General features: G+C 38.4%; 21 protein-coding genes. 17 read left to right on the top strand and 4 right to left on the bottom strand.

The features are described from left to right. Positions 1-221: 221 nt before the first annotated feature. Complete coding sequence (gene rbsK, locus U2718_RS07950) at positions 222-1,169, top strand: ribokinase (protein ID WP_341993378.1); 948 nt, start codon at positions 222-224, stop codon at positions 1,167-1,169. A gap of 38 nt (positions 1,170-1,207) precedes the next feature. Here the strand turns inward: rbsK and U2718_RS07945 are convergent, their stop codons facing one another. Then, entirely contained in the window at positions 1,208-1,639 is a 432-nt protein-coding gene (locus U2718_RS07945) for a nucleoside deaminase (protein ID WP_341993377.1), read from the bottom strand. Between the two features lie 17 nt (positions 1,640-1,656). Here U2718_RS07945 and U2718_RS07940 point away from each other — a divergent pair, with 17 nt between their 5' ends. Together U2718_RS07940 and U2718_RS07935 are read left to right on the top strand one after the other, a co-directional pair. Continuing rightward, positions 1,657-2,580: a nucleoside hydrolase gene (locus tag U2718_RS07940; protein WP_341993376.1), complete on the top strand. Its 924-nt coding sequence runs from the start codon at positions 1,657-1,659 to the stop codon at positions 2,578-2,580. A gap of 406 nt (positions 2,581-2,986) precedes the next feature. Beyond that, positions 2,987-3,406: a CoA-binding protein gene (locus U2718_RS07935; RefSeq protein WP_341993375.1), complete on the top strand. Its 420-nt coding sequence runs from the start codon at positions 2,987-2,989 to the stop codon at positions 3,404-3,406. Positions 3,407-3,472: 66 nt separating this feature from the next. On the opposite strand, the gene U2718_RS07930 is transcribed toward U2718_RS07935, so the two are convergent. Next, positions 3,473-3,970, bottom strand: a complete 498-nt coding sequence (locus tag U2718_RS07930) for a hypothetical protein (RefSeq protein WP_341993374.1) — start codon at positions 3,968-3,970, stop codon at positions 3,473-3,475. 60 nt (positions 3,971-4,030) lie between these two features. On the opposite strand from U2718_RS07930, the gene U2718_RS07925 reads away from it, so the two are divergent. Next, positions 4,031-5,578: an FAD-binding domain-containing protein gene (locus tag U2718_RS07925; protein WP_341993373.1), complete on the top strand. Its 1,548-nt coding sequence runs from the start codon at positions 4,031-4,033 to the stop codon at positions 5,576-5,578. A gap of 236 nt (positions 5,579-5,814) precedes the next feature. Here the strand turns inward: U2718_RS07925 and U2718_RS07920 are convergent, their stop codons facing one another. Further along, positions 5,815-7,404, bottom strand: coding sequence for an alkaline phosphatase D family protein (locus U2718_RS07920; RefSeq protein ID WP_341993372.1), 1,590 nt, complete (start codon positions 7,402-7,404; stop codon positions 5,815-5,817). An 803-nt stretch (positions 7,405-8,207) separates the two neighbouring features. Here U2718_RS07920 and U2718_RS07915 point away from each other — a divergent pair. Beyond that, on the top strand, positions 8,208-8,684 hold the full coding sequence (locus tag U2718_RS07915; RefSeq protein WP_341993491.1) for a DUF1499 domain-containing protein: 477 nt from the start codon (positions 8,208-8,210) through the stop codon (positions 8,682-8,684). A gap of 65 nt (positions 8,685-8,749) precedes the next feature. Here the strand turns inward: U2718_RS07915 and U2718_RS07910 are convergent, their stop codons facing one another. Further along, the gene (locus U2718_RS07910) at positions 8,750-9,298 is read right to left on the bottom strand and encodes an NUDIX hydrolase (RefSeq protein WP_341993371.1); all 549 of its coding nucleotides are present in this window, start codon (positions 9,296-9,298) and stop codon (positions 8,750-8,752) included. Between the two features lie 353 nt (positions 9,299-9,651). Between U2718_RS07910 and U2718_RS07905 the strand changes: the two genes are divergently transcribed. The 12 genes from U2718_RS07905 (at position 9,652) to U2718_RS07850 (ending at position 26,006) form a co-directional block, all read left to right on the top strand. Beyond that, on the top strand, positions 9,652-10,704 hold the full coding sequence (locus U2718_RS07905; RefSeq protein WP_341993370.1) for a dipeptide epimerase: 1,053 nt from the start codon (positions 9,652-9,654) through the stop codon (positions 10,702-10,704). Continuing rightward, the gene (locus U2718_RS07900) at positions 10,688-11,728 is read left to right on the top strand and encodes a DUF1611 domain-containing protein (protein ID WP_341993369.1); all 1,041 of its coding nucleotides are present in this window, start codon (positions 10,688-10,690) and stop codon (positions 11,726-11,728) included. The genes U2718_RS07905 and U2718_RS07900 overlap by 17 nt, the downstream gene beginning before the upstream one ends. Positions 11,729-13,408: 1,680 nt before the next feature. Continuing rightward, positions 13,409-13,858 (top strand): hypothetical protein, encoded by a 450-nt coding sequence (locus U2718_RS07895; RefSeq protein ID WP_341993368.1) that lies wholly within the window; start codon positions 13,409-13,411, stop codon positions 13,856-13,858. A 155-nt stretch (positions 13,859-14,013) separates the two neighbouring features. After that, complete coding sequence (locus U2718_RS07890) at positions 14,014-16,230, top strand: polysaccharide biosynthesis tyrosine autokinase (protein ID WP_341993367.1); 2,217 nt, start codon at positions 14,014-14,016, stop codon at positions 16,228-16,230. 167 nt (positions 16,231-16,397) lie between these two features. Beyond that, on the top strand, positions 16,398-17,891 hold the full coding sequence (locus tag U2718_RS07885; RefSeq protein WP_341993366.1) for an MOP flippase family protein: 1,494 nt from the start codon (positions 16,398-16,400) through the stop codon (positions 17,889-17,891). A 140-nt stretch (positions 17,892-18,031) separates the two neighbouring features. After that, entirely contained in the window at positions 18,032-19,132 is a 1,101-nt protein-coding gene (locus U2718_RS07880; RefSeq protein ID WP_341993365.1) for a polysaccharide pyruvyl transferase family protein, read from the top strand. A gap of 114 nt (positions 19,133-19,246) precedes the next feature. After that, positions 19,247-20,146 (top strand): glycosyltransferase, encoded by a 900-nt coding sequence (locus tag U2718_RS07875; RefSeq protein WP_341993364.1) that lies wholly within the window; start codon positions 19,247-19,249, stop codon positions 20,144-20,146. 29 nt (positions 20,147-20,175) lie between these two features. After that, the gene (locus tag U2718_RS07870) at positions 20,176-21,084 is read left to right on the top strand and encodes a glycosyltransferase family 2 protein (RefSeq protein WP_341993363.1); all 909 of its coding nucleotides are present in this window, start codon (positions 20,176-20,178) and stop codon (positions 21,082-21,084) included. A gap of 2 nt (positions 21,085-21,086) precedes the next feature. Beyond that, positions 21,087-22,358, top strand: a complete 1,272-nt coding sequence (locus U2718_RS07865) for a glycosyltransferase family 4 protein (protein WP_341993362.1) — start codon at positions 21,087-21,089, stop codon at positions 22,356-22,358. A gap of 115 nt (positions 22,359-22,473) precedes the next feature. After that, the gene (locus U2718_RS07860; RefSeq protein ID WP_341993361.1) at positions 22,474-23,742 is read left to right on the top strand and encodes an O-antigen ligase family protein; all 1,269 of its coding nucleotides are present in this window, start codon (positions 22,474-22,476) and stop codon (positions 23,740-23,742) included. Positions 23,743-23,806: 64 nt separating this feature from the next. After that, entirely contained in the window at positions 23,807-24,817 is a 1,011-nt protein-coding gene (locus U2718_RS07855; protein ID WP_341993360.1) for a glycosyltransferase family 2 protein, read from the top strand. Positions 24,818-24,866: 49 nt separating this feature from the next. Beyond that, entirely contained in the window at positions 24,867-26,006 is a 1,140-nt protein-coding gene (locus U2718_RS07850; protein ID WP_411813245.1) for a glycosyltransferase, read from the top strand. Positions 26,007-26,156 lie beyond the last annotated feature (150 nt).

Here is a 26,156-nt window from a genome sequence, read left to right as displayed (position 1 = left end):
ATTATTTTCGTATAGTCAGATCTTGCATCTGTGCTCTTATCCGCCAAGAAATTTATTTCTTGCCTTAAAGCTAAAGTCTGATAAAGCAAACTATGTAAGATTTTCAGTCAGTTAAAATTGACTTGAACTATAAGCCTGGTAGACGCCCAGAGGGCGGCTTCCCGTAGGGTACTTTAGTTCTAGGCGATTTGAATGTAGTCATTTCTAAAAAATTCCCAGTTATGACTGTTATCGTCTTTGGCAGTATTAACATAGATTTGGTGGCAACAGTATCTCGGTTACCACTTCCTGGAGAAACGTTGCTGGGACATAATTTTTTTCAAGCACCAGGTGGTAAAGGCGCAAATCAAGCGGTAGCATTAGCACGACTGGGAATTCCTACCCAGATGGTGGGGCGTGTTGGAGCAGATAATTTCGGCAAAGAATTAGTTAAAAGTTTGCAGGCATCTGGCGTAGAGACTGAAAATGTGTTTGTAGATGAAACAGTTAGTTCTGGTGTCGCCGCGATCGCTGTTGATGATGCTGGCGAAAACCAAATTATTGTAGTACCTGGTGCTAACGGACGCGTAAATCAAGACGATGTGGAACGCTTGTTACGTTTACTACCGCAAGCTTCAGCCCTCCTTTTACAATTGGAAATTCCCATATCTGCGGTTGTTGCTGCTAGTGCAGCCGCAAGAGAAGCAGGAGTCAGAGTCATTCTCGATCCCGCACCAGCACAGTCTCACCTACCAGATGAACTTTATCAATTAGTTGACGTTATGACTCCCAACGAACGAGAAGCAAGCCAATTAGTTGGTTTTTCTGTCAGTGGAGAAGAGTCAGCAAAAAAAGCAGCTGTGCAACTGCGGCAAAGGGGAGTAAAGAATGCGATCGTTAAATTAGGCGCACAAGGAGTAGTTTGTGCTACCTCCAACGAAACTTTCTTTGTGCCTGCATTTCCAGTAGATGCAGTTGACACAGTTGCTGCGGGAGATGCATTCAACGGTGGTTTAGCAGCTGCACTTTCAGAAGGACTTTCTTTAGAACAAGCCGCGAGCTGGGGTGCGGCAGCAGGCGCTTTAGCAGCAACCAAACCAGGTGCTCAAACTTCACTACCAGATAGATTAACTTTTGATGTATTTCTGAAAGAGAGGGAAGTGATGAGAAGGATAAAGTATGAAGGATAAAGGATAAAATATTTTATTATTAATTCAGACTTCATACTTCACTTACCAATATCTTCGTTCCACAAATCGGGTTTTTCTGCGATAAATTGTGTCATCATTTGTTTACATTCATCTGAGTTTAAATCAATTACTTCTACGCCGTGAGACTCCATAAATTCTTTCGCACCAGAAAAAGTTGCTGATTCTCCAGCAATAACTTTTTTAATACCGAATTGTACTACTGCCCCTGCACACAAATAGCATGGCATTAAGGTTGAATAGAGTGTTGTACCTCTGTAGCTGCCGATTCTACCAGCATTGCGAAGGCAATCAATCTCGGCGTGAGTGACTGGATCGGCGTCTTGTACACGCTTGTTGTGTCCTCTGCCGATAATTTTGCCATCCTTAACAAGCACCGAACCAATGGGAATTCCACCTTCTTGTCTACCTTGTTTTGCTTCGTCTATAGCAGCCTGCATAAATTCGTCCATTTATTCAATCTCCTCTTATGTCTAAACAACTCGTATTAATGGATCACGACGGTGGTGTAGATGATTATCTTGCAACTATGCTGCTAATAACGATGGATCATATCGAACTTCTCGGCATCGTTGTCACTCCTGCTGATTGTTATGCACAACCTGCTGTTAGCGCTACACGCAAAATTCTCGACTTGATGGGAGGTTCGCATATCCCTGTCGCCGAAAGTACGGTGCGTGGCATAAACCCGTTTCCCCGTCTTTATCGCCGTGATTCTTTTGTGGTAGATCATTTTCCAATTCTTAATCAAAGCGAAACTATTCGCACGCCTTTGGTTTCAGAACCTGGTCAAGATTTTATGGTGAAAGCGCTGCGAGAAGCTCCAGAACCAGTAATTTTGATGGCAACTGGGCCATTAACAAACATTGCATATGCACTAGACAAAGCACCAGATATCGAAGCAAAAATTCAAAAAATTATCTGGATGGGAGGTGCGTTAAATGTTCCAGGAAATGTCGAAAAAAACTGGGAACCAGGGCAAGATGGTTCGGCAGAATGGAATGCTTATTGGGATGCAATTTCTGTAGCGCGGGTGTGGCACAGTCAGATAGAGATAGTTATGTGTCCTTTAGATTTAACTAACAATGTTCCTGTGACATCCGAGATAGTAAGAAAAATGGGAAGACAGCGCCACTATCCAATTTCTGATTTAGCTGGACAATGTTATGCACTTGTTATTCCCCAAGATTATTATTTCTGGGATGTCTTGGCAACAGCTTATCTTGCTCGTCCAGAATTATATCAATTACGGGAGTGGGAAACAAAAATTATTACTAGTGGTTCCAGCCAGGGACGTACAAAAATAGTGTCTGGAGGTCGTAAGATTTATGCAATGGATCAGGTAGATAAAGAGGCTTTTTGTGCTTATATTTTGCAGCAATGGGCGAGATAGATTTTAGATTAGAGCTTTGAAAAAACAAGAATCCTGTCTTGAAAATGGGTGTGGGGGTGTAAAGGAGCCACTGCGGTGAAGCAGCCCCCCACCAAAGGCGGTTTCCGTCACGTAGACGCCGAAGGCGGTGAGCCAGTCTGGTGGACGGGTTCCCCAGTATAAAGCCAGTGGCGTCACGTGGCGTGTGTAGGAAGAGCCAAATTTTCATACCCTCGTTGTGTGATTTATTACATGACCGTCTAACTTGAAAATTACCTCTCCCCGGCTACGCCGCATCTGTTTGCGAGTTCGTAGAGGGCTGGGTGTAAGGTTTTTCATACCTGGCGGCTGCTTTCTACTTGACACCCAATAGCAATTTATGGCTTACCATTTGTATTAGCATCGAATTTATAAAGAGATTGAAAAAATGCCTCTCCTCAAAGACAATGATCATGCCATGCGTGAGGTATTAGCTCAGTCTAAAGTCATAGCAGTAGTTGGCCATTCTGATAAACCAGAGCGTACCAGTTATCAAATCGCCCAATTTTTAAGGAGTGTGGGCTATACCGTTTACCCTGTGAACCCAACTGTCAAGGAAATCGACGGTCAAATCAGTTATTCTTCCCTGAAAGAGATTCCAGAAACGATAGATATTGTGAATGTATTCCGTCGTTCTGAGTACTTAGACACAATTGTTGATGAAGCAATAGCCATCAACACTAAAACTGTATGGGTGCAACTAGGTATTTACAACCAACAAGCAGCACAAAAAGCTTTAGATGCAGGGCTAAATGTGATTATGGATGCTTGTATTAAAGTTGAGCATCTGCGATTGGGAATTGGTTAAACAGGTAGTACTAGCTAAAGAACGTGGACAATTTCAACTTTTAATTTTTTGTATCGTACCTCCCTCCTATAAATACTCTATCTTGACACCTGGCACTTCCAACATCACTGTAGTGATCGGCACCAGTCGTCCCACAGTGGTGTAGTGGTTGCTTCCCACGGGTGTTATAGTAGAGCGTTCCCTGAAGCGCCGCATCGTAATCAAAAACCACTCCCGCGTTTTAGGCATGGGTAGTCTGTACAACTGACGGGAGTTGATGAAATAGTAAAAGACAAAGTGCGCTTCCGTGTAAATAAAGCAGCCAGGGGTACCTTTCTCTAAGTTGCTATGTGTTTCAAAAAAGAAATTTTTAGTTTGGTTCCACCTGTCGCCTTTCACCTCCACTAAAATTTTCCCTGCCTGCGTTGTCCAGATCAGGTCAATATCTCTGCGTTGGTAGTCTAGCTCATTCTCTACATTGGTGACACTGATGGTTTCTGGTTTTGCCCACAACCATGCCTCGATATCACAAGCTGCCTGTTTGGCTACTTGCACCACATCGTCCATGCTGTAGGCGTAAGTCATAGCTCCACTATGAAAAAATTAGTACAATTGTATTATAAGTTGAATAAAGAAAATAGGATCATGCACCTTCTGTGGTTTCGGCGAGATTTACGGTTAACAGATAACGAAATTGTTACACTAGCAACTGTCAACAATGCCGCAGTTTTACCATTCTTTATTGTTGACCCTTGGTTTTATCAGTGGACTGATACGAGTAAAGCACGAGTGCAGTTTTTGTTTGAGTCTTTAGAAAATTTAGATCATAACCTTCAGCAATTACGTAGCCGATTAATATTATTTGAAGGTAAATCTGTAGAAATCATACAAGAATTAACTAAACAATTAATGCAGCATGGATATAGACCAAAACTTTATTTTAATCGTGATGTACAAGTAGAGTATGGAATTAGTCGAGATCAGGCTATAGTCCATTTTTATCAACAACTAAATCTTAATTATCATATAGGTCTAAATAATTTTTTACAATCTGAAGACAAACGCGAGCATTGGTATAGTGAATATTATACGTACCAAAAACTACCTATTTATCCAAAACCTATTAGTATTAATACTCCGTCACTATCTCTAAACATACCTCAACTTACATTTGTAGAATTAAAACAAAAGTATTCAGTTTTTTGGAAAACAAAAAAAGCATATTTTATTGGTGGTGAAACAAAAGCTCAAACTATATTAAATTCATTTTTAGAAAGTAGATTTAATGGCTATCATTGGAAAGTTTCACGTCCTTGGTTGGCACAACAGGGGGCAACATCTCACTTATCACCACATCTAACCTTTGGTACAATTTCAACTCGCACTGTTTATCAAAGTACTAAGTCAAGGGCAGAAGAATTAAAAAATCAACTAAAGCCAGAGTTTTCTTTAAAGGCATTTCGTGAACGTTTACGCTGGCATGATAGTTTTACTCAAAGGCTATATTATCACCCAGAAATAGCCTATCAAAATCGTTACCCAGAGTTTGATGAATGGTATACACCTCTAGACTTGCCAGTAGAAAAACAAGAACTGTTTCACGCTTGGCAGTTTGGAAAAACAGGCTTTCCTTTAATTGATGCCAGTATGAGGCAACTGAAAATTATGGGCTGGATGAACTTTCGTATGAGGGCAATGTGTGCTACATTTTTAACTATCAACTGTGGTATTTCATGGCATCACGGTGCAAGACATTACATGAACTATTTAGTTGATGGAGATTTAGCAATTGATAACTGGCAATGGCAAATGCAATCAGGTATTACTAATCCATTAAGTGATACTTTTCGCATCTATAACCCGAATAAAAATATTTCCGAAAAAGACCCAGATCTCAAATTTATTTACTATTGGATAAACGAACTAAGAGCTTACAGTTTTTCAGAAATTATTCAGTATAAATATATTGGTAGAACTTCCTATCCAGCACCGATTTTAGATTGGTCACAAACTCGTAAAGTTAATGGAAAAGTTGTATCTGATATACGTAAAAAAGTGAGAGAGCGCCTATTCATTGAAGGAGGAAGAGAATATGACAGTGCAGTTGCTGCAAAAGAGACGGTAGATAAATACTGGCAGCATAAAGATAAAGAGTACACAAAATTCAAAAAATTAGAAGCAGAACTGAAGTAGTCAGAAAAATTCTCCCCAAATATAAAGATGCTTCTAGCTAAAAATCAGAAGCATCCTAATACATTAAGTGTTTTGACTTTGGCGATTTCACCATTTACAGTACAATTGTACTCTAAATAAAGAGTGTCTGCTGAGTGACGTTAGTACTTTTGAGGATTAGTTGTGACTAAGGTGCATGATGGCGGCTATATAGACTTTAGACGCACAGTTGAGCTGGGTAGAAAGTACGATCGCCACTATGAACTTTGTACACCTGGACGACCATCCTCAACAACAAAAGAAGCCAAAGTATAGACAGGGGCATCTGGACGACTCACAGTTGTGACGATACGTAAGTCAGTCTGCCAGCGTTGGTGATTAAGGTTAACCCGGAAGTAGCCACGGCGATCACCATCGAAGAATTTAATGTGTGGATTTTCTGGAATCATCGGGCCATAATAAGGGCCATAAACATTTGCGTCACCATTGCTTGTAAGTGACGGAGTTACGAATTCTGTGGCGACAGTAGGAGAATTTGAGTCTTTGAAATTCAGCTTTAAGTCATTGACAAACGTAGAGTGCCAATCTCCAGTAATCACAACTGGATTAGTTATTAGCCTACTGACAATGTGGCTGAAGACGCGATCGCGTGCAAGAGGGTATCCGTCCCAGGAGTCATTCCAAAACACCTCCCCTGAACCGATTTTGTGATCTAGCTCTGCCATCAAAACCTGTTGAGCAAGAACATTCCAACGTGCTTGGGAGCGATCAAGACCATCGAGTAGCCAGCGCTCCTGCTTTTTGCCAAGCATAGTCTTTGACGGATCTAGTGCAGCCGAGCAACGGGGTGTCTCACCATCTCCACAGGGGTGATCGCTGCGGTACTGGCGTGTGTCAAGTACGCTAAATTCAGCCAAATTGCCAAAGGTCAGCCGCCGGAAGAGTTGTGTATCTGCTCTCTGTGGTGTGGAAAAATCGCGCAACGGCATATGTTCGTAGTAAGCCTGATAGGCTGCTGCACGTCTGTTGAGAAACAACTCAACCGGATCGTTTTTTTCGGATATCTCGTTAGTGTAGTCGTTGTCCACTTCATGGTCGTCCCAAGTAACCACAAAAGGGAATAAGGCGTGAGCTTTTTGCAAGTCTGGGTCTGTTTTGTAGAGAGCATATCGAAGGCGATACTGTTCAAGCGTCTGCGTCTCTTGAGAGAACTGCTCTGGTAAAGACACATTACGCGCACCACCTGTGGAAGGGATGCCATATTCGTAAATGTAGTCGCCCAGGTGGAAGACTAAATCCAAATTTTCTTCGGCTAGGCGGCGGTAAGCACTATAGTAACCATCCTCCCACTTCTGGCAGGTAACGAACGCAAAGTTAAGCTGATGAAGTGGAGCGCCAATAGCAGGAGCAGTGCGGGTGCGGCCAATTTGGCTAACTTCATTGCCTACCTTGAACTGATACCAATACCAACGCTCAGGTTGCAAACCATGTACATCTACGTGAACAGAGTGTGCAAATTGGGGAGTTGCCATTGCCACGCCCCGCTGCACAACTTTTCTCATGTTTTCATCCAAAGCAACTTGCCACCGCACAGGCACATTCACCTGTGGTATACCACCACCATTTAGAGGATCTGGAGCCAACCGTGTCCATAACACAACACTATTTGGTAAAGGATCACCAGAAGCAACACCAAGGCTAAAAGGATCAGCAGAAAATCTTGGTTGTGCAACCACCTTATGAGTCCAACTGGCGATCGCACTTGCGGTAACTGTCCCAGCACCAATTAGAAAGCGCCGCCGCTTTGCTTTGGTGGATAACAAGCGCTCGAAATGAAAACGCTCCATAAATATCCTTTTTGAAATTTTTAGAAGAGAAATAAAAGCTAACTAAATAGTTGCTAAAACGATTGATTATCAAATTGGGTTTAAATCAAGTCTAAGAATTGATTAATAGTGGAATAAATGTTTAACAAAAAATAATAATATTTTAGATAATCTCTGTTCCTAATCTCTTTTCACAACTATTCTTTGTTAATAAGTAAGTTTTAATTATTTGATTTTTTAAAATAGATAACTTGCTTTTAATTGGTAAATATTGCCAGTACTATAAGAATCAGGTTTGATTACTGAAAAAAATAAGTCTTTGTAGGGGAGGCAGTTTGCGGTGTAGATTTTCTTCCCGCAAAACTACCGTTGTGTTATGACTTTAGTCTAATGTACCCAACCCTTGAAAACGGTGCGTTGCGCTTCGCGACAACACACCCTACGTGTTTTTCAAACATCAAATATGAGTCCTATACTATTGAATAAACTTGTTTTATCTGAGTAAAAATATACAGTAAAGAGCCATATTTACTAATCATAAAGTAAGTATTTGTGCAAAATAAATTATCTATTTAGGCAATGGAACAGTGAATAGTAAAGGAATACAGCGATTTCAATCGTGCTGAAAAATGGCTAAATATTTACGCAAAGATACTTATCTTGCTTATATCCTGATTTAAAGAAAGTTTTTTTAATAAAATGAAAAATCACAATAACATTTAATCATGCGATTCAGTTTAGAGCGAACCGACAACTCACGGCAGGCAACCGAAATGACCGAAAATAAGAAAAGTGCTATGCAAACCTTGAAGAGTAAATTTAGAATGTCCCGTCTGTTAACAGCGATCGCGCAGCGACTTATTTGGAGTATCGCTCTTGCAATCCTTCTAACCCTAACAATACTTCCTGCTGCTACTTGGGCTTCTAGCTTGGGAGTTAATAATGGTCATCTTAGTTCTTGCCCAGCTTCAAATAATTGTGTTATGAGTCAAGATGCCGATCCTAAACATACCATTGACCCGATCGCTTATCATGTAGATCAAGACACAGCACTCCAAACCTTACTAAAAGTTCTCAGCGTTGTTCCCCGTACAGAAGTTTTAGAACAGACTCCTAATTACATCCACGCTATTTCTAAAAGCCGCATCTTCAAATTTGTTGATGATGTAGAGTTTTATTTCCCTGCCAATGAGTCAGTAATTCACGTGCGATCGGCATCTCGTGTGGGAGAGTCGGATCTCGGTGTCAACCGCAGACGAGTCGAGCAAATTCGTTTGGCTTTACGTGATTTAAATATTTGATGTTACGGAATTAATTGAATTTGTAGGGTGCGTTACACTGCGTTAACGCACCCTACTTAAATAAACTAACTAAGAAAATTTAATCCTAAAAAAAGAGCAGCAACAGTACCCGCAACAGAAATTTCACCTTGAGTAATTTTATCTAAAACTGATTCCACAGGAATCAAAACAATTTCTATTTCTTCTGTAATGTCTAGCTCTTGTCCGCCTACTTTTACTACATTTTCAGCTAAGAATAAATGTAATTGATTTGTTTCTTTACTAGGTTTTTCGTAGAAAGTGGCTATTTTTATTAATTTTTCAGCAATATATCCTGTCTCTTCTTGTAGTTCTCTTATTGCTGCTGTCTGTGCACTTTCTTGTGTTGGATCGAAACTTCCGGCTGGGAGTTCTATGAAAAACTCTCCGATCGCATGGCGATATTGGCGAACAAAAACAATTTCTCTGCTACTAGTAATCGGTAAAACTAAGGCTACTTCCGGCTTAATATAGACAAAATAATCATCTATAATGTTTCCATTTGGTAATTTGATTTCATCTTGCCTCACTTTGCACCAATAATGGTCTATAACCAAGTTTGATTGCAGCAGTTGCCATTTTTCTAGGTTTTTCATAGATAAATTGGATGCTCCAGTCAAGAATTAGGGGTGTAAGGGGATAAGGGTATAGGGGTGTAAGGGAACCCATAAATAAATTTAGGGGCTTGAAACAACGACGCCGTATTTCTCGTACTACGTATCTCGAAATACATCTTCTTTTCTTCTCCATGCTTAAAAGCAGGGGCTTGCATCCTTTTCTTCGGGGCTAATTGCTTTACCCTACACCCCTACACCCGCCCCGAAGGGGGGTGGTCAGTGACAAAGCAATAATTAAAATTAAAGGGTGTGAAAAAGTATAACAAAGGAATAATCTCGACTCAAAGTTGAGATTAAACTTAAACTTGCCTAAGACCATCTCAAGTATACCTATGCAAATTGAGGCGGAAATCTTTACAGTTAACAAGCGGTTTCCCTTGACAATTAGTCGCGGCACAACAGCACAAACAAAAAATGTGTGGGTAAGGATTGTCCATGATGATATTGAAGGGTGGGGAGAAGCTTCTCCGTTTAGTGTGGGTAGTCATCCGCAATCGACGGAGCTGATCAAAGATTCTTTGGAAAAAATCACACCTGGATTAAAAGGATTTAGCCCGTTACAACGACAGCAGATAGAAGGTATTTTCAAAAAAATCCAAATTCCCTCTGCGGTTAAAGCGGCTTTGGATATGGCGATGCATGACTGGTTAGGAAAGCGTGTGGGGTTACCGCTGTGGCAAATATGGGGGCTGGATAGAAACGCCATAGTGCCAACTTCGGTGACTATTGGAATTAATTCGCCAGAAGGGGCAAGGACAAGGACGCGAGATTGGTTAAAATTTATGGATGTCCGTGTTTTGAAGGTGAAATTGGGTAGCCCAGATGGTGTTGGGGCAGATCGGAAAATGTTAATGGCGGTGCGAGAAGAAGCACCAACTCAAGATTTATATGTTGATGCCAACGGGGGTTGGAGTTTGGAAGATGCGATCAAAATGTGTAGTTGGTTGGCAGAGTTGGGTGTGAAGTATGTAGAACAACCACTACCACGAGGCGAGGAAAAAAATTTAGCAGAATTAAAGACGCGATCGCCCTTACCTATTTTTGTAGATGAAAGTTGTTTTACGAGCAGCGATATTCCCCAATTGGCAAACTTGGTTGATGGCATTAATATCAAGCTAATGAAATCAGGGGGGTTAACCGAGGCAATGCGGATGGTACATACAGCTCGTGCCTGGGGATTGCAAGTGATGTTCGGTTGCTATTCCGATAGCACGCTTCTGAATACAGCAACGGCACAGCTTGCACCGCTAGCTGACTATTTGGATTTAGACAGTCACTTGAATTTAATTGACGATCCCTTTACAGGAGCATTCGTGCAAGAGGGAAGAGTTTTGCCAAACAATTTACCAGGCTTGGGGGTACAACGCAGTGCGTTTGCTGCTTGATCGACGGATAGCTATCTTATTACACGAAGGAATTCGCGGAACTCATGGTAAAACTGGGTTGTCACTTCTACGTTACAGTGAATCTCCAATTGTAGCTGTAATTGATCGCGAGTGTGCAGGACAATCTTTGTCAGCATTAACGGGTATTAAGCGTGATGTGCCGATAGTCGCCTCAATGGCAGCAGCGTTAGACTACAATCCGGAAGTCTTGGTAATTGGCATTGCTACGAAGGGAGGTGTTATACCAGATGATTATTGGCATGACATCAAGGATGCCCTGACAGCAGGAATGTCGTTAGTTAACGGTTTGCACGTACCAATGTCAACAATGCCCGATTTAAAGGCATTGCTGAAATCAGAACAATTAATTTGGGATGTGCGTCAAGAACCACCGAATTTAGGAATTGGTACTGGCATGGCACGCACTCTTTCCTGTCGGCGGGTGCTAACTGTGGGAACTGATATGTCAGTCGGCAAAATGTCTACTAGCCTGGAGTTGAATTCGGCTTCACGAGTACGGGGTTGGCGCTCTAAGTTTATCGCGACGGGACAAACAGGTTTGATGTTAAAAGGGGATGGTGTCGCATTGGATGCGGTACGAGTAGACTTTGCTGCTGGCGCTGTGGAAAAAATGGTTATGGAATATGGCCAAAACCACGATATTTTGCACATTGAAGGACAAGGTTCATTACTACATCCCGGTTCCACAGCAACCCTACCATTGATCCGTGGCTCCCAACCAACGCAGCTGATACTTGTACATCGTTTTGGGCAAACTGAAGTCGTCGAGGGAGTACCGATTCCGCCCTTGCCAGATGTAGTCAAGCTTTATGAAATGGTTGCCAGTGCTGCTGGTGCTTTTGCACAAGTACCTGTTGTTGGTATTGCACTTAATACTTGGCATCTAGATGAGGAAGCTGCTCAGAGCGCGATCGCTCAAGTTGAGGATGAAACTGGCTTGCCTTGTACTGATGCAGTTCGTTTTGGTGCCGAGAAGTTGTTAGATGCGATTATTCAGGGATAATACGGAAGTGCATGGCGCTGTCACTGCTGTAATCTACAAGTTGAAAATTCTGTAGCTGTTTTTTAGAAAATTTGAACTAAGTTATTCCCAATTTCTTCGATTAGAAGGGAGGACTAAATTCATTTAGAGGAGAAAGAGGAATCTGTTCTCTAAAATGTTGCTATAAATTAATCTCCGTCTCCCTGTTTTATCATCAGAAGTCATCTTAAACAGAATCGTTATTGTTATGCGTATTTCAAATATTATCTATGCAAATGTTAAATTTTATACTATAAACCTACGAGTAAATCGGGATATTGTTTTGGATTTGCAATATTATAGTTATTTGAGATTCTTATGTATAGTTTATTACCCAAAAATAAAAATTAATACGGTTTCTACTTTGTAGAAAATAACTAATATTATCTTACTAAAAAGCACGCAGCTATTACTATAATCAAAAGCAATAATTTATACATTTGCAAGTTACATATATTTTGAGTATTCGCTGGAAAATCCTATTTTGATAGCTGCTGTTATTAATTTATAGTTTTACTGAGCATATATACATAGACAAAATCTGTAGATATTACTACTTAATTTCCTGTACCCGTACTTTATTAAATGTATTGTATTTAGCTTGAGTTATGAATATGTTACTTAAGTATCTTCAAATTATGCTAATTTCCTACACGAATCAAGAGTCGTCAGAGTTATCATATATACTCATATGCTGTATATATGATTTATTTAGAACATATAGTAAATTCCTATCTGCTGTATACTTGATGTATATAAGCCATATAATTGCTTTAATTGAAAGCATATGGGTAGAGCTAAATGAAAAAATAGTAACTTAATTTGTTTAAGTGTAATGTAAATTACATCTCATTCTGAGCAGTCAAACTAAAATAAAACACAGATTGAATTGCTTTGAGATATTTTGATACTAATTAAACATAGTTTCTGCAAGCCTAGTTGCATCTATTCGGCACTTATTTACAAGGCTCAAATCAGGATAATTATTGTTATGAGGCTCTGGCAGTGAATTACATTAGACACGAATTAAATCGAAATGATCTGAGCATTAATCAATCATGTGGTTATGAATGCTGAATTCTCAAATTCTTCTTATGAAATCTTTCTGAAACTATTTGCGGATTGTTCATTTAAAAGGAGAATTCAAGACAATTAAATTCAACTATTTTGAATTGATGGAGTAGAGCTTTGACGGTCTTTTGATCTCGGTTCTTCCACCGTAACCATCTTTTGATTTGCTAGGTACTTGTAGCTCAAGATGGTCGCACAACAGGAAAACTGTCACTAAAATCCGGTATCTTTTCAAGCAAGCAGTAATTACTTTTCTAAATAATATTATTACGACGCCTGTAATAGATCAAGATAAGTAACGCTTAACAACTGTTGTGATCATAGATATATTAAGCTTTAAAAATTTTACCCACATTTATTATTTATTGATTGGCTGGATCTTCACATCCTCCTAAAGGACGAAAGCTTAAACTGTAGGGTGCGTACAACTAATTTTCATTGCTCTTAAACTCTCAAATTATTATATAGCCGTAACACACCTTACTATTTATCAACAGCACTTCTATTCCCTACTTTTGAGTGAAGTAATTGTGAACAACTGATGTTCCTGCTGTATTACCTGTGCATCTACCCATTTCCAAGGAGGCTGATTTGCAAAGAAGATGTGATAGAAATCGCAAACGCTCAAAGCGGCGGGCTATCTACTGTCCGGTTCATGGATGCTATCTTGACAGCGTGAGTCAAAAATATCCGTTGTTTGCAGATCGTCCAGGGCAACTCCAGCAGCGAGGAATGGGACGGCAGAGTGCTTTACTGTTGTTAGCAAGCAAAACAGCAATTTCTTTAGAAGGTGAATGGTTAGAAGCTTTTTGGTGTGACGAGTGTCAAGAAACGAAATGGTATTACGTCCAATGCCACCTTAGGAAAGACACTCCTCAGCAGAACCGCATCTACAAAGTATCAGTAGCATCTCCAGAACTTTGGCAGCAGGCGATCGGAGTACTTCATCCTGACGGAAATCCTTCCGTGAGCGAATTTACTCGCAGACATGCAAGGATGGTTAGCCATAAAAGCAGCAAAGATTTTAGAGTTGTCACTTAAGTGACACCAACCAATTTGAATAATGATTCCAACAGATGCATTGATACAACTCAAATGCACCAGGGCGATTCTTAATCAAAAATCTAAAATTGTATGACTTGCGATCGCGTGTAGATATATGACGGCAACTCAGAATACATTCGCATTCATAAACTATGGACTCAATCAACAATACTCATCCCTTTGAAGAGATAGATTTCCAAAAGTACTGGCTAGTGTTGCAACGACGTTGGCTACCGGCAGTAGGAATTTTTGGAACTGTCTTAACCCTGGCTTCAGTATATGCATTCTCACTCAAACCATACTATCAAGCACAAGCAAGCCTGTTAATTAAAACTAATCGTACTTCTTCTCTCACAGGATTGGGTGAAGATTTAGGAAGACTAGAAGCTTTAGTCAGTCAGAGTAGCCCAGTTGACACTCAAGTTAAAATAGTTACTTCTGTTCCTGTTTTGCAGGAAACCGTGAAAGCTCTCAATCTTAGAGATAGTTTAGGCAATCCCTTAAGGATTGAAGATTTAGCTGCGGCATTAAGCGTAGTCAGTGTTAAAGGCACAGACCTTTTGGAAATTTATTATGCAGATTCCGATCCTTTAATGGCAGCGCAAGTAGTTAATAAATTAGTTGAAATTTATATAAAGCAGAATATCCAAACTAACAGAGCAGAGGCAGTCTCAGCTCGGAAGTTTATGTGGGAACAAGTACCCAAAACTGAGCAAGCTGTCAAGCAAGCAGAGTCAAACCTACGCAAATTTAAAGAAGCAAACAAAATAGTAGTTCTACAACAAGAAGCTGCTGAAGCGGTTAGTACTATTTCTAAGTTAGAAGATAATATTGCCACAGCACAAGCTCAATTAGTTAACGTCACAGCGCAATCGCAAAAGTTAAAAGAGCAGATAGAAGTTGAATCCCAAAAAGCCATCACCTACGCTGAGTTGAGCCAAATACCTGGAACCCAGCAGTTACTCAGTCAGCTTCAAAAAACACAAGCAGATTTGGAGGTGGCACGAACTCGTTTTCAGCCTGAACATCCTCATATTGTCAATTTAGAAGAACAAGCTTCTGCTTTGGGCCAGGTATTGCAACAACGGGTAGAGCAAGTAGCTGGCAAAAACCAGCAAGTTTCTCTCAAGAATTTGCAAATTGGAGGGGTGCGACAAGCCTTGATTCAAGATTTGGCTAACACAGAAAAAGCACGTCTGGGTTTAGAGAAACAAATTGCTGATTTAAGCAATACTCTGTCTATCTATAAGGAACGAGCAAATATTTTGCCTAAGTTAGAAGAAACTCAGCGGGAGTTAGAACGAAAGGTAAAAGCAGCGCAAACCACCTATGAAAATCTCTTGACAAGAATACAAGAGGTAGATGTAGCAGAAAATCAAAATGTGGGTAATGCGAGTATTATCTCCCCAGCATTGATACCAGATCAACCGAGTGGCCCTCGTAAAACATTGATTATTGCTGCTGGGGGGATTTTAGGCATCTTGTTAGGAGTAGTTGCTGCCTTTAGCTTGGAATTGGTAGACCAATCTGTGAAAACACTTAAAGAAGCTAAGGAGTTGTTTCAATATACTCTGTTGGGAGTTATTCCTAATTTGAGTCGGTATGGCAAAACTTTGACAGGAAAGCTAGATCGACCAATACCCAGAGTGGTAGGTAGAGATATCCATCTGTTTGCGATTCGTGATGCATATCAAATGCTGCAAGCAAACTTAAGGTTCCTTTCAGATAAGCAACTAAAAGCGATCGCCGTCACCAGTTCTGTTGCTAAGGAAGGAAAGTCTGAGGTTTCTGCTAATCTAGCCATAGTCATGGCACAAGTTGGACGTAGAGTGCTGTTGGTAGATGCTGATATGCGTCGTCCATGCCAGCATCACATCTGGGGATTAACAAATGCTCAAGGTTTAAGTAATGCGATCGTTGACGACCAAATTCCCTTGAATACAGTAGTACAGGAAGTGATGCCTAACCTTCATGTACTTCCTTCTGGAGTTATACCTCCTAATCCACTCGCGCTACTAGATTCTCAACGCATGACAGCATTAGTCACTATCTTTGCAAGAAGCTATGATTGCGTCATTTTTGATACACCTCCTCTAGCAGGAACAGCAGATGTTTCGGTTCTAGGTAAGCTAGTTGATGGTCTTTTACTGGTAGTACGCCCAGGCATAGTTAACGCTGCTAATGCTAATGCCGCGAAAGAATTCTTGACACAGTCAGGTCAAAAAGTGTTGGGAATGGTAATTAATGGTGTGAATGTGAAAAACGAGCCTGACAGCTACTTCTACTACACTCAAGAATCGCCTGAATCATTTAGTATTTCTCAAAATTCTGCACGTGTTCGACAAAAACGAGAAAGGGATTTTGGATAAGTTAAGCAGCCCTTACTGAGGTGCGTACAGAAGAGGACAAGGAGAGGAGCCAGTTTTTCCTTGTCCCCTTGTCCTAATTTCCTTCTGCCAGGTTGGTGAGCGAAGTCGAACCACTGCCTTCTACTTAGCTTTACTGTTATAGCTTCAACTAATTAAAACTTCCTCTCATGCAATCATCTAAAGAATCATCAAATTTGCGACAAAAGGCAGTCAAAGGTGTAGTTTGGTCTGCAATTCAGAGTTGGGGTAGCCAAGTAATTTCCTTTGCTGTCTTTTCTTTACTTGCTCGCCTACTTAGCCCTCAAGATTTTGGATTAGTAGCAACAGCTGGTGTTGTTGTTACTTTCATGCAGATTTTTTTGGAGCAGGGATTTAGTGAGGCGATCGTGCAACGGGATAATCTAGAATCAGAACACCTAGACACTGCTTTTTGGACAATTCTTGGCATCGGCACATCACTAACAGTTATTGGCTTTTTAGTCGCAGACATCGTAGCTAATTTCTTCAATCAACCACAGCTAACATTAATTGTTCGTTGTTTATCTTTTAACTTCTTATTTAGTGCTCTAAATAGTGTTCAAGCGGCAATTCTCTCACGCCAACTTCATTTCAAAGCTTTGGCTATACGTTCGCTATTAGCTACGTTAGCCAGTGGTACGGTTGGTATTACAATGGCATTTCAAGGCTTGGGAGTATGGAGTCTTGTCTGTCAGCAATTAAGTTTTGGGTTTGTCGCAGTTATAACTTTATGGCGAGTTAGTGATTGGCGACCGGGATTTAATTTTTCTCAAAAGCACTTTCTGGAAATGTTTTCCTTTGGTGTCAATATTGTAGGTTTTAATTTCCTTAATTTTTTTAGTCGTCATGGTGATGACTTGTTAATTGGATATTTCCTTGGTGCGATCGCTTTAGGGTACTACAATGTCGCCTACCGCATATTATTGGTAATGACACAGCTTTTGGTTCGGATCTTGACTCAGGTTGCATTACCTACATTTTCAAGGTTAAAGCAAGAGCCAGAGAAATTAAGAAATGCATTTTATAGTGCTACTCAGCTATCAAGTTTAATCTCTTTTCCTATTTTTATTAGTGTAGCTGTATTAGCACCAGAAATAGTCAGAGTTGTTTTTGGAAATAAATGGGAATCAAGTATTCCTGTTATGCAGGCTTTATCCCTTGTCGGCCCTCTTCATTGCATTTTTTTCTTCAACGGTTCGTTGATGATAGCTATGGGTAAACCATCTTGGAGATTATGGGTAACTTTTATAAATAGTGTGAGTAACTTTCTTGCATTTTTTCTAGTAGTTAAATGGGGAATTTTAGCTGTGGCAATGGCATATGTAATTCGCAGTTACCTACTTGCACCAATACCATTATTGTTACTCCGTAAATTAATTAAACTTGATTTGATTATTTATTTGCGTCAATATTTAACACAAGTATGTGGTTGTCTGGCTATAGTCGCAATTGTCTTTACATTTAAATACTTTTTTGCGGCATCAATAAGTGCAAATATCATACTTGCCATTTGTATACCACTTGCTGCTTTAACGTATATAGCTGTAATTGCTTTATTAGACAAACAACTTTTTCAGAAACTAAGTGAATTAGCAAAGCTAGCTTTATACAAGCAACAAGGTATTCGGAAAAAAGGTGTGTAATCGGTACTGGCTATGTAGGTAATAGGACGTGTTTTCAAACTTTTATATTTCTCTAGCTCTTTAAAAATGGAGAAAGATTATCTCAGAGTTCAAAGTCTAAACTTGAGAATAAATAATAGTAATTTAAATAGGTAAAATATATGAAAATTGGAATCTTAACTTATCATCACACTCTCAATTATGGTGCAACTCTTCAGGCCTATGCTTTGTATAAAACACTTGAACAATTAGGACATGATGTTGAGATTATTGATTATCGTCCACGTGTAGCAATTAAGTTTTATGCAAAACAGTTGCACCCCATTTGGCGTTCAAGATATAGGTTTTACTTCAATCAACATTTTATACAAAATATAATCAAGTTTTGGAAAATGAGACAATTTTTATCTTCCAAAATGAAGTTAAGTAGTAACACATTTTATTCAAAAAAAGAGCTAAAAATATTTAATAATCAGTATAATGCTGTTGTATGTGGCAGTGATGAATTATGGAACCTCAACTCATTTCGTGGCTTTGATCCATCATTTTTTCTAGATTTTATCAATAGTAAAAATACTTTGAAATTAAGTTATGCAGCAAGTTTTGGTAATACTGAGTCATTAATGGAGCTTAGAAATTATATCTATCAATTGATTAATGACTTTGATGTAATTTCAGTTCGAGATTCAAACAGTCTACGTCTAGTTTCAGAATGCGATCGCCAAGCTGTAAAAGTCCTCGATCCAACCTTTCTGGCTAAATATAATGATATTCTAGTACCTCCAAATATCAAGAAAAAATACTTACTTATTTATGCTACTGACCTTTCAGTTAAGCAAGAAAATTTTGTTAAATCAGTAGCTAATGCTAAAAATTTAATACCAATCTCTATTGGTTATTACAATAAGGTGGCACACTACAATTTCATAGGAGTTAGTCCAGAAGAATGGCTGGGTTATTTTTCTCAAGCAGAGTATGTAGTTACGAGCTTTTATCATGGAACTATATTTTCTTTGATATTTAGAAAACCTTTTACTGTATTTACTAAAACATATAAAGCACATAAAGTTCAAGATTTGCTGAATAATCTAGGTTTAGAAAACCGAATTTTTACAGATACAGACAATGCAGAATTTAGAAAAGAATATTTATTTTCTAATATCTACTCCGATACATTTAACGATAAGCTACAAAAAGCTATAGCAGCGTCTAAAAGTTATTTATTTGAAGTTCTAAGTAATCAATCAACTCTATCTGTATAAATTGGAAAACAATCAAAATTTCGAGGTATCTAGCTGTCTATCCAAGAGAAGATAGACAGCAAAAATCAGAAATAGAGGTAATCATAGTAGCTTTAATGTGTCTCTAGTAATTTCATGTTTACGCAAATACAAAATCCTTTAGTCTCTGTTATAATTCCAGTTTTTAACGATTCTCAACGCCTAAAACTTTGTTTAGATGCTTTGGAAAAACAAACATACCCAAAACATTGCTATGAAGTGATAGTTGTTGATAATGCCTCTGAAGAAAATACTGAGAATGTAGTTAGTCAGTTCAGTCAAGCGACTGTTGCATATGAAAGTAATCCAGGTTCATATGCTGCCAGAAATAAAGGTATATCTCTTGCTAAGGGTGAAATTATTGCTTTTACAGATTCAGACTGTATTCCAGCCCAAAATTGGATTGAAAAAGGAGTAGCACGTCTACTTGAGGCACCTGAATGTGGATTAGTTGGTGGGAAAATACAGCTTTTTTTTAAAAGCCCAAATAAATTAACCCTAGTAGAACTGTATGAGAGTGTAGTTGCTTTTCCACAAAAGCAATATATTCAAGAAATTAGGTTTGCAGCTACAGCAAATCTCTTTACTTTTAAGAAGGTACTAGAAAAAGTAGGTTATTTTGATAGCAATCTTAAATCTAGAGGAGATTTAGAGTGGGGACAACGTGTTTTTCGTGCAGGTTATAAACAAATTTATGCAGATGACGTTTGTGTTATGCATCCTGCTAGATATACATTCTCTCAATTACATCAAAAGATTCAAAGGGTAGCTGGTGGAATTTATGATTTAAAAACAGAAAAGAGTTTATTTAAAAGTTTAAAAGAAGTTTATAGGGATTTAAGACCACCTATAAAATTTATTGTTAAATATTTTCCAGATGAGAAACTACGTGGAATAAATAAAAAAATGCAGTTTACTTTAGTGACTTTATCTATTCATTATCTTCGGGCTTGGGAAAATATGCAATTACGATTGGGTGCCAACTCTAAAAGATAATTTGTAATCATAATTAATGTATTTTAACTATGAAATCTCCTATAGCTTTTATCATTTTTAAGCGACCTCATACAACAGAAAAAGTATTTGAAATAATTCGCCAAGTAAAACCACCAAAGCTTTTTGTGATTGCAGATGGGCCACGTAGCGATCGCCCTAACGAAGCTGAAAAGTGCGAGGCTACTCGTACGATTATTGAGCAAGTTGACTGGGACTGTGAAGTATTAAAGGACTACTCTAATACAAACTTAGGATGTGCAAAACGTGTATCTAGCGGTCTAGATTGGGTTTTCAGTAATGTTGAAGAGGCAATTATTTTAGAGGATGATTGTATTCCTCATCCTAGCTTTTTTCCATTCTGTGAAGAATTACTAGAAAAATATAGATATGATACTAGGATTGGCTCAATTTCTGGGCAGAATGTACAATTTGGGCGTAGGCGAACTAATTACAGTTACTACTTTTCGCGCTACAATCACTGCTGGGGTTGGGCAACATGGAGAAGAGCTTGGCAGTACTTTGATTTTCAAATGAAACTATGGTCTGAAGTAAAAGAGAAAAACCTTTTAGAAGATATCTTACAAAGTACAGAGGCAGTTAACTATTGGCATAATATCCTACAATCGACCCATGAAGGAAAGATAGATAGTTGGGCGTTAAGATGGACACTTGCTTGCTGGTTACAAAGTAGTTTGTGCATAATTTCTAATATCAATTTAGTTTCAAACATTGGTTTTGGTGAAGAAGGAACTCATACTTTAAGCAAAAAAAGCAAGTTTGCTAACATACCAGCTGATGAAATGAGTTTTCCTCTCCAACATCCTCCTTTCTTGGTTCAAAATCGCCAAGCAGATATTTTTACACAGCGTACTTTATACAGTAAACCTCTAATCGTGTCTTTAAAAAAGAAAGTTAAGCAGATGATAAATGTAGGCTAATTATGAATGTTCTACATATTAATATATCTGACATTAATGGTGGTGCAGCTCGTGCCACGTATCGCTTACATAAAGGTTTAGAAAATATCGGTGTCAAATCACAATTACTGGTACAGGAAAAATACAGCGATGACAACATGGTAATTGCGCCAACAATTAAATTATCTCAAGGCATAGCAAGAGCAAAGCAGACAATTGATGCTTTACCACTAAAGTTTTATCACAAACGAATTGCAAGTACATTTTCGCCTCAATGGTTACCAGATAAAGTAGTTCCCAAGGTTGCTCAAATTGCTCCAGATATCATCAATATGCACTGGACTAATGGAGCATTTATGCAAATAGAAACCATTACCAAGCTAAAGCACCCTTTGGTTTGGACACTTCATGATATGTGGGCGTTGACTGGAGGCTGTCACTATAGTGGAGATTGCGATCGCTACACTTTATCCTGTGGTGCCTGCCCTCAACTCGGCAGTAGTCACAATTGGGATTTATCTCGTTGGATATGGCAGCGGAAAGCCAAAGCGTGGAAGAATCTCAATTTAACAATAGTTGCCCTCAGTTCCTGGATGGTTCAATGTATTAGCTCTAGTTCTCTGTTTAAGGAATCACGAATTGAGTTAATTCCCAATGGACTTGATATAGAAAAATACAAACCAATTAGTAAAAAATTAGCACGAGAGTTACTTCACTTACCTCAAGATAAGCAACTCATTCTATTTGGAGCATTAAAAGCAACTAGTGACAAAAGAAAAGGTTTTCATCTGTTGCAAACAGCACTGCAAGAATTAAGTAAATCAGAGTGGCGAGATTGCCTAGAGCTAGTTGTTTTCGGAGCTTCTCAACCTACAAGCTCTGTTGATTTTAGTTTTAAAACTCATTATCTAGGGCATTTACACGACGATATTTCATTAGCACTTGTCTATTCAGCAGCAGATGTCATGGTTATTCCCTCAATTCAAGAATCTTTTGGGCAAACTGCTTCTGAATCTCTTGCTTGCAGTAAACCAGTCGTTGCCTTCAATACAACTGGATTAAAAGATATTATTGAACATCAACGAAATGGCTACCTAGCTCAACCTTTTAAAATTGAAGATTTGGCTCAAGGAATAGCTTGGGTGCTTGAAAATCAAGAGCGGTATCAAAAATTGTCACATCGCGCCCGTGAAAAAGTAGAACAAGAATTTACTACAGAAATACAAGCTAATCGTTACTTGTCTCTTTATAACGAAATTATTGGTAGAGGCGATCGCCAAAAATATGGCTCTTGAATATAGTAGGGTACGTTATAGCGAAGCGCAACGCACAATTCATCAGAAATACGTTACAGCAAAAATATTTTTGTCACTATTTTATGTTATTCGACGCCGTCAAACATAGCAAAACATGAAAAATCAATCGTTTCTGCGTTTGGCAATTTATGTGGAAATATGGCTCACTGGATTATTACTTTTTTATTTCGTCAGTCCTAGTTTTTTTCCTCATACTCTAGCCAAGCTGTTTGATGTATTCAGTTATTTAATAGTTGCACTTTTAATTCTTTTACACTGGAAAAAATTTATTTATGTAGCGACAACAGATATAACCATACTCATTTTATTGGGAATGATTGCAATCTCTGGTTTATGGTCTGTTCTTCCAGATATAACCTCAATCACTTCCAAAGCTATGTTACGTACAATCTTATTTGGAATGTATTTAGCAACACGCTATAGCATTAGAGAGCAGATGAGGTTATTGGCGTGGGTATTTGGGACTGTAGCTATTCTCAGCTTGATACTTCCTATAGCTATCCCAGGTTTTGGTGTATACAGTAATGGTGCATGGAGAGGCATCTTCCCTTACAAAAATTATCTAGCTATCTACATGATTCTAGCAGCCATGCTTTTTCTGCTAGCTGCTCTCAACAACCGCAGGCTACATTGGATCGCTTGGGCTAAATTTGCTATTGCAACTACTCTTGTTTTTCTTAGTCAAGGTAAAGGAGGTTATGTAATCTTTGTTGCTTCATTGTGTTTGCTTCCCCTTCATAAGTTTGTCAAGCAGAATTATAAGTTGCGTTCTGTGCTTCTTACAGGTGCATTAATAATCAGCTGTGTTGTGGCTTTTCTAATTCTGATTAATGAAAAAACCATATTAGTTAATATCTTAGGAAAAGACACTACCTTTAACGGACGAGTACCAATCTGGACATTATGCATTGAGCAGGCATTAAAGCGTCCTTGGCTTGGTTACGGTATTTCGGGTTTTTGGGGTTCTAATGAATCTATTGTTATCCTACGTACTACATGGGCAAAAAATTCTTTATCAATAGACAATTTTCAACTCTTTAATTCCCATAACAGTTACATAGAAGTTCTTCTACAATTAGGATTTTTAGGTCTTTTACTATATATAGTCAACTTTTTATCTACCTTGAGTAGAATAATTTTTTTATGGATGTCAAATCCAGTAACAGAAAATTTTTGGATGTTACAAACCATCATAATTATGTTTTTATTTAACTTTACAGATAATGGTGGAATCATATCAAGAGGAACAATTTGGATAGCATACATCTCGATTTCCCTCTCATCTGCTGTGTCAATCAAGAGAATCAGAAGAAATCGTCCACTTAAAGTGACTGATTGTCATAATTTATTAAGCTCAATCTAAAAATTTTTGAGCTATATATTGATAATTTAGATTCAATTTCAATTCTGTTGAGGAAGTGATAAACATGCAAAATATCCAGGTAAATAAAAATAGCTTATTAAAATCTGATCGTTCAACAGAACTTCCATCTATTTCCATTATTGTACCCAACTATAATGGAGGTGCAACTATTGGAGCAACTCTACAAAGTCTAATCAATCAAAATTACCCAAAACTTGAAATCATTGTCATTGATGGAGGCTCAACAGACAACAGTATTGAGGTAATCAAGCAATTTGAACCATATATTGCTTGGTGGGTGAGTGAGAAGGATAGTGGGCAATCTCATGCTATTAATAAAGGTGTTGCTAAGTGCAATGGTGAGATAGTTAACTGGTTATGCAGCGATGATCTGCTCACACTAGGCGCTTTACATAAAGTTGGTAAAACATTTACAGATTCACCTGAAATTGATGTTCTTGTAGGCCGCTGCCACATGGAATTTATCACAGAGAACGTCAAGCAGCCATTAAAAGGAATCAATTTTTGGATGGTTTTGTTTAATCGGATTTTAGGGACAGGAGAGCGTTCAATTATTCAGGATGAAAGTAATAATCGAGTGTATGTTAAAGCTCCTACACTCAAACAAATTACCTTGATGCCTGCTCATAATCCAATCCCTCAACCGAGCTGCTTTTATCGACGTAGATTATTAGATAGAAACAAACCTGTAGATGAAAGCTACAAGTATGCAATGGATTTCGAGCTATGGAATTATTTTCTATTTCGTGGAGTATGCTGGAAAGTTATCGACGATGTTCTGAGTATCAATCCAATCAGCGGTGAAAATAAAACAAGTATTGCCGGTGTTGAAGCTACTTATGAAGTAGAAAGAATCTACAAAACCTATATCAAGGAATGGATTCCATTAACCTACTGGCACAGACACCTGCGTTACCCTCTAGAGCAATTTATTAAACTTCATCGCGGTGGTATTTGGCTATATATACTAGGGCCAATTTGGGTTGTAATCACATTAATTTTAGCTCCATTTTACGGACTGGAGAGAGTTTGGATTTTGAGGTGGACAAGATAATATTAAGTCAAAAATTAGAAATTTTAATTAACAAAAATAAAGGCAAAGTATGAGCAAAACTATGAGAGAAGTTGGGATATACCGAAAAAGATTTCCCCGTGTATCAGAGACATTTATAACAGAACCAGCTCTAAATTTATCTAAATACGATCCGATATTTATTGCATGTACTCTTTTAAAAGAAGTAGCTTTTCGCAATATTTCAATTAATCAAAGCGATTTTTTGAATATCAAACAATTAATTTATCTAATTACACGTTCTCCTCATCTATTTGGTCATTCTGGTTTACTCAATAATTTAGATCTAATTCATGCTCATTTTGGCCCTGATGGAGTTTATGCAATGGCACTAGCTGAAAAGCTTAAAATACCTTTAATTGTTTCGTTTTGGGGATATGATATTACAATTAATCGTAGAAAAATATGGAGCTATGGAGCTCCTTTATACTATCAACTTATTTTGCATGAAAAGGAACTAAAGGAAAAAGCATCTGCATTTCTTGTTCTCTCTAACTTCTTGCGTAAAAAGCTGATTGAACAAGGATACCCTGAAAAAAAAATAATTTTGTACAATCCTGGCATCAATATTAGAAAATTTTCACCTAGAACAGAAGAAGCTGACGAACGTTTTATTCTCTGTGTGGGTAGGCATACAGAAAAGAAAGGAATTGATACGCTTTTGCGAGCTTTTGCAAGAATTTACAAAAAGCATCCAAATGTCTCACTGATCCAGGTGGGTGCGGGTGATTTAACAGCAGAACTTCATGCATTAAGTCAAAAACTTGGTATTTCTCAATATGTGCGTTTTGTGGGAGCTAAACCTCACGATGAAGTACAAAAATTGATGCGGAATGCAGAAATATTCGCCTTACCTAGTCAGATGGCAGAAAACGGGGATTGTGAAGGTATGCCTTTTGCTATTCTAGAAGCTTGCGCTAGTGGTATTCCTGTTGTTTCTACCTGGCATAGTGGTATTCCTGAAGCAATTTTAGATGGTGAAACAGGGTTTTTGGTGTCAGAGAAAGATGATGTTGCATTGGCTGAAAAGCTTGATATTTTATTATCTGACCGTGCTTTAAGTAAACAAATGGGACAGCGTGGGCGAGAGTATGTTTGTGAGTTATTTGATATTCACAAACAGACTATTAAATTAGAAGCTATTTATGATTCTGTACTAGGAATAAAATAAAATTTTACAGGAATTTACATTTTTTGATTGAATGCTAATTCATAGCAGAAAAAATAGGGATTATTAAATTTAAAAATAGCCTCAATATTTGGGTATTTCTTGAATATCCAATCTGCCATAAAACAATAATCAAGATACCTGAATTATTCT

Source organism: Chlorogloeopsis sp. ULAP02 (genome assembly GCF_038404745.2).
In the GTDB taxonomy this organism is placed as follows: domain Bacteria; phylum Cyanobacteriota; class Cyanobacteriia; order Cyanobacteriales; family Nostocaceae; genus Chlorogloeopsis.
This window is presented reverse-complemented; position numbering and strand designations above follow the sequence as displayed.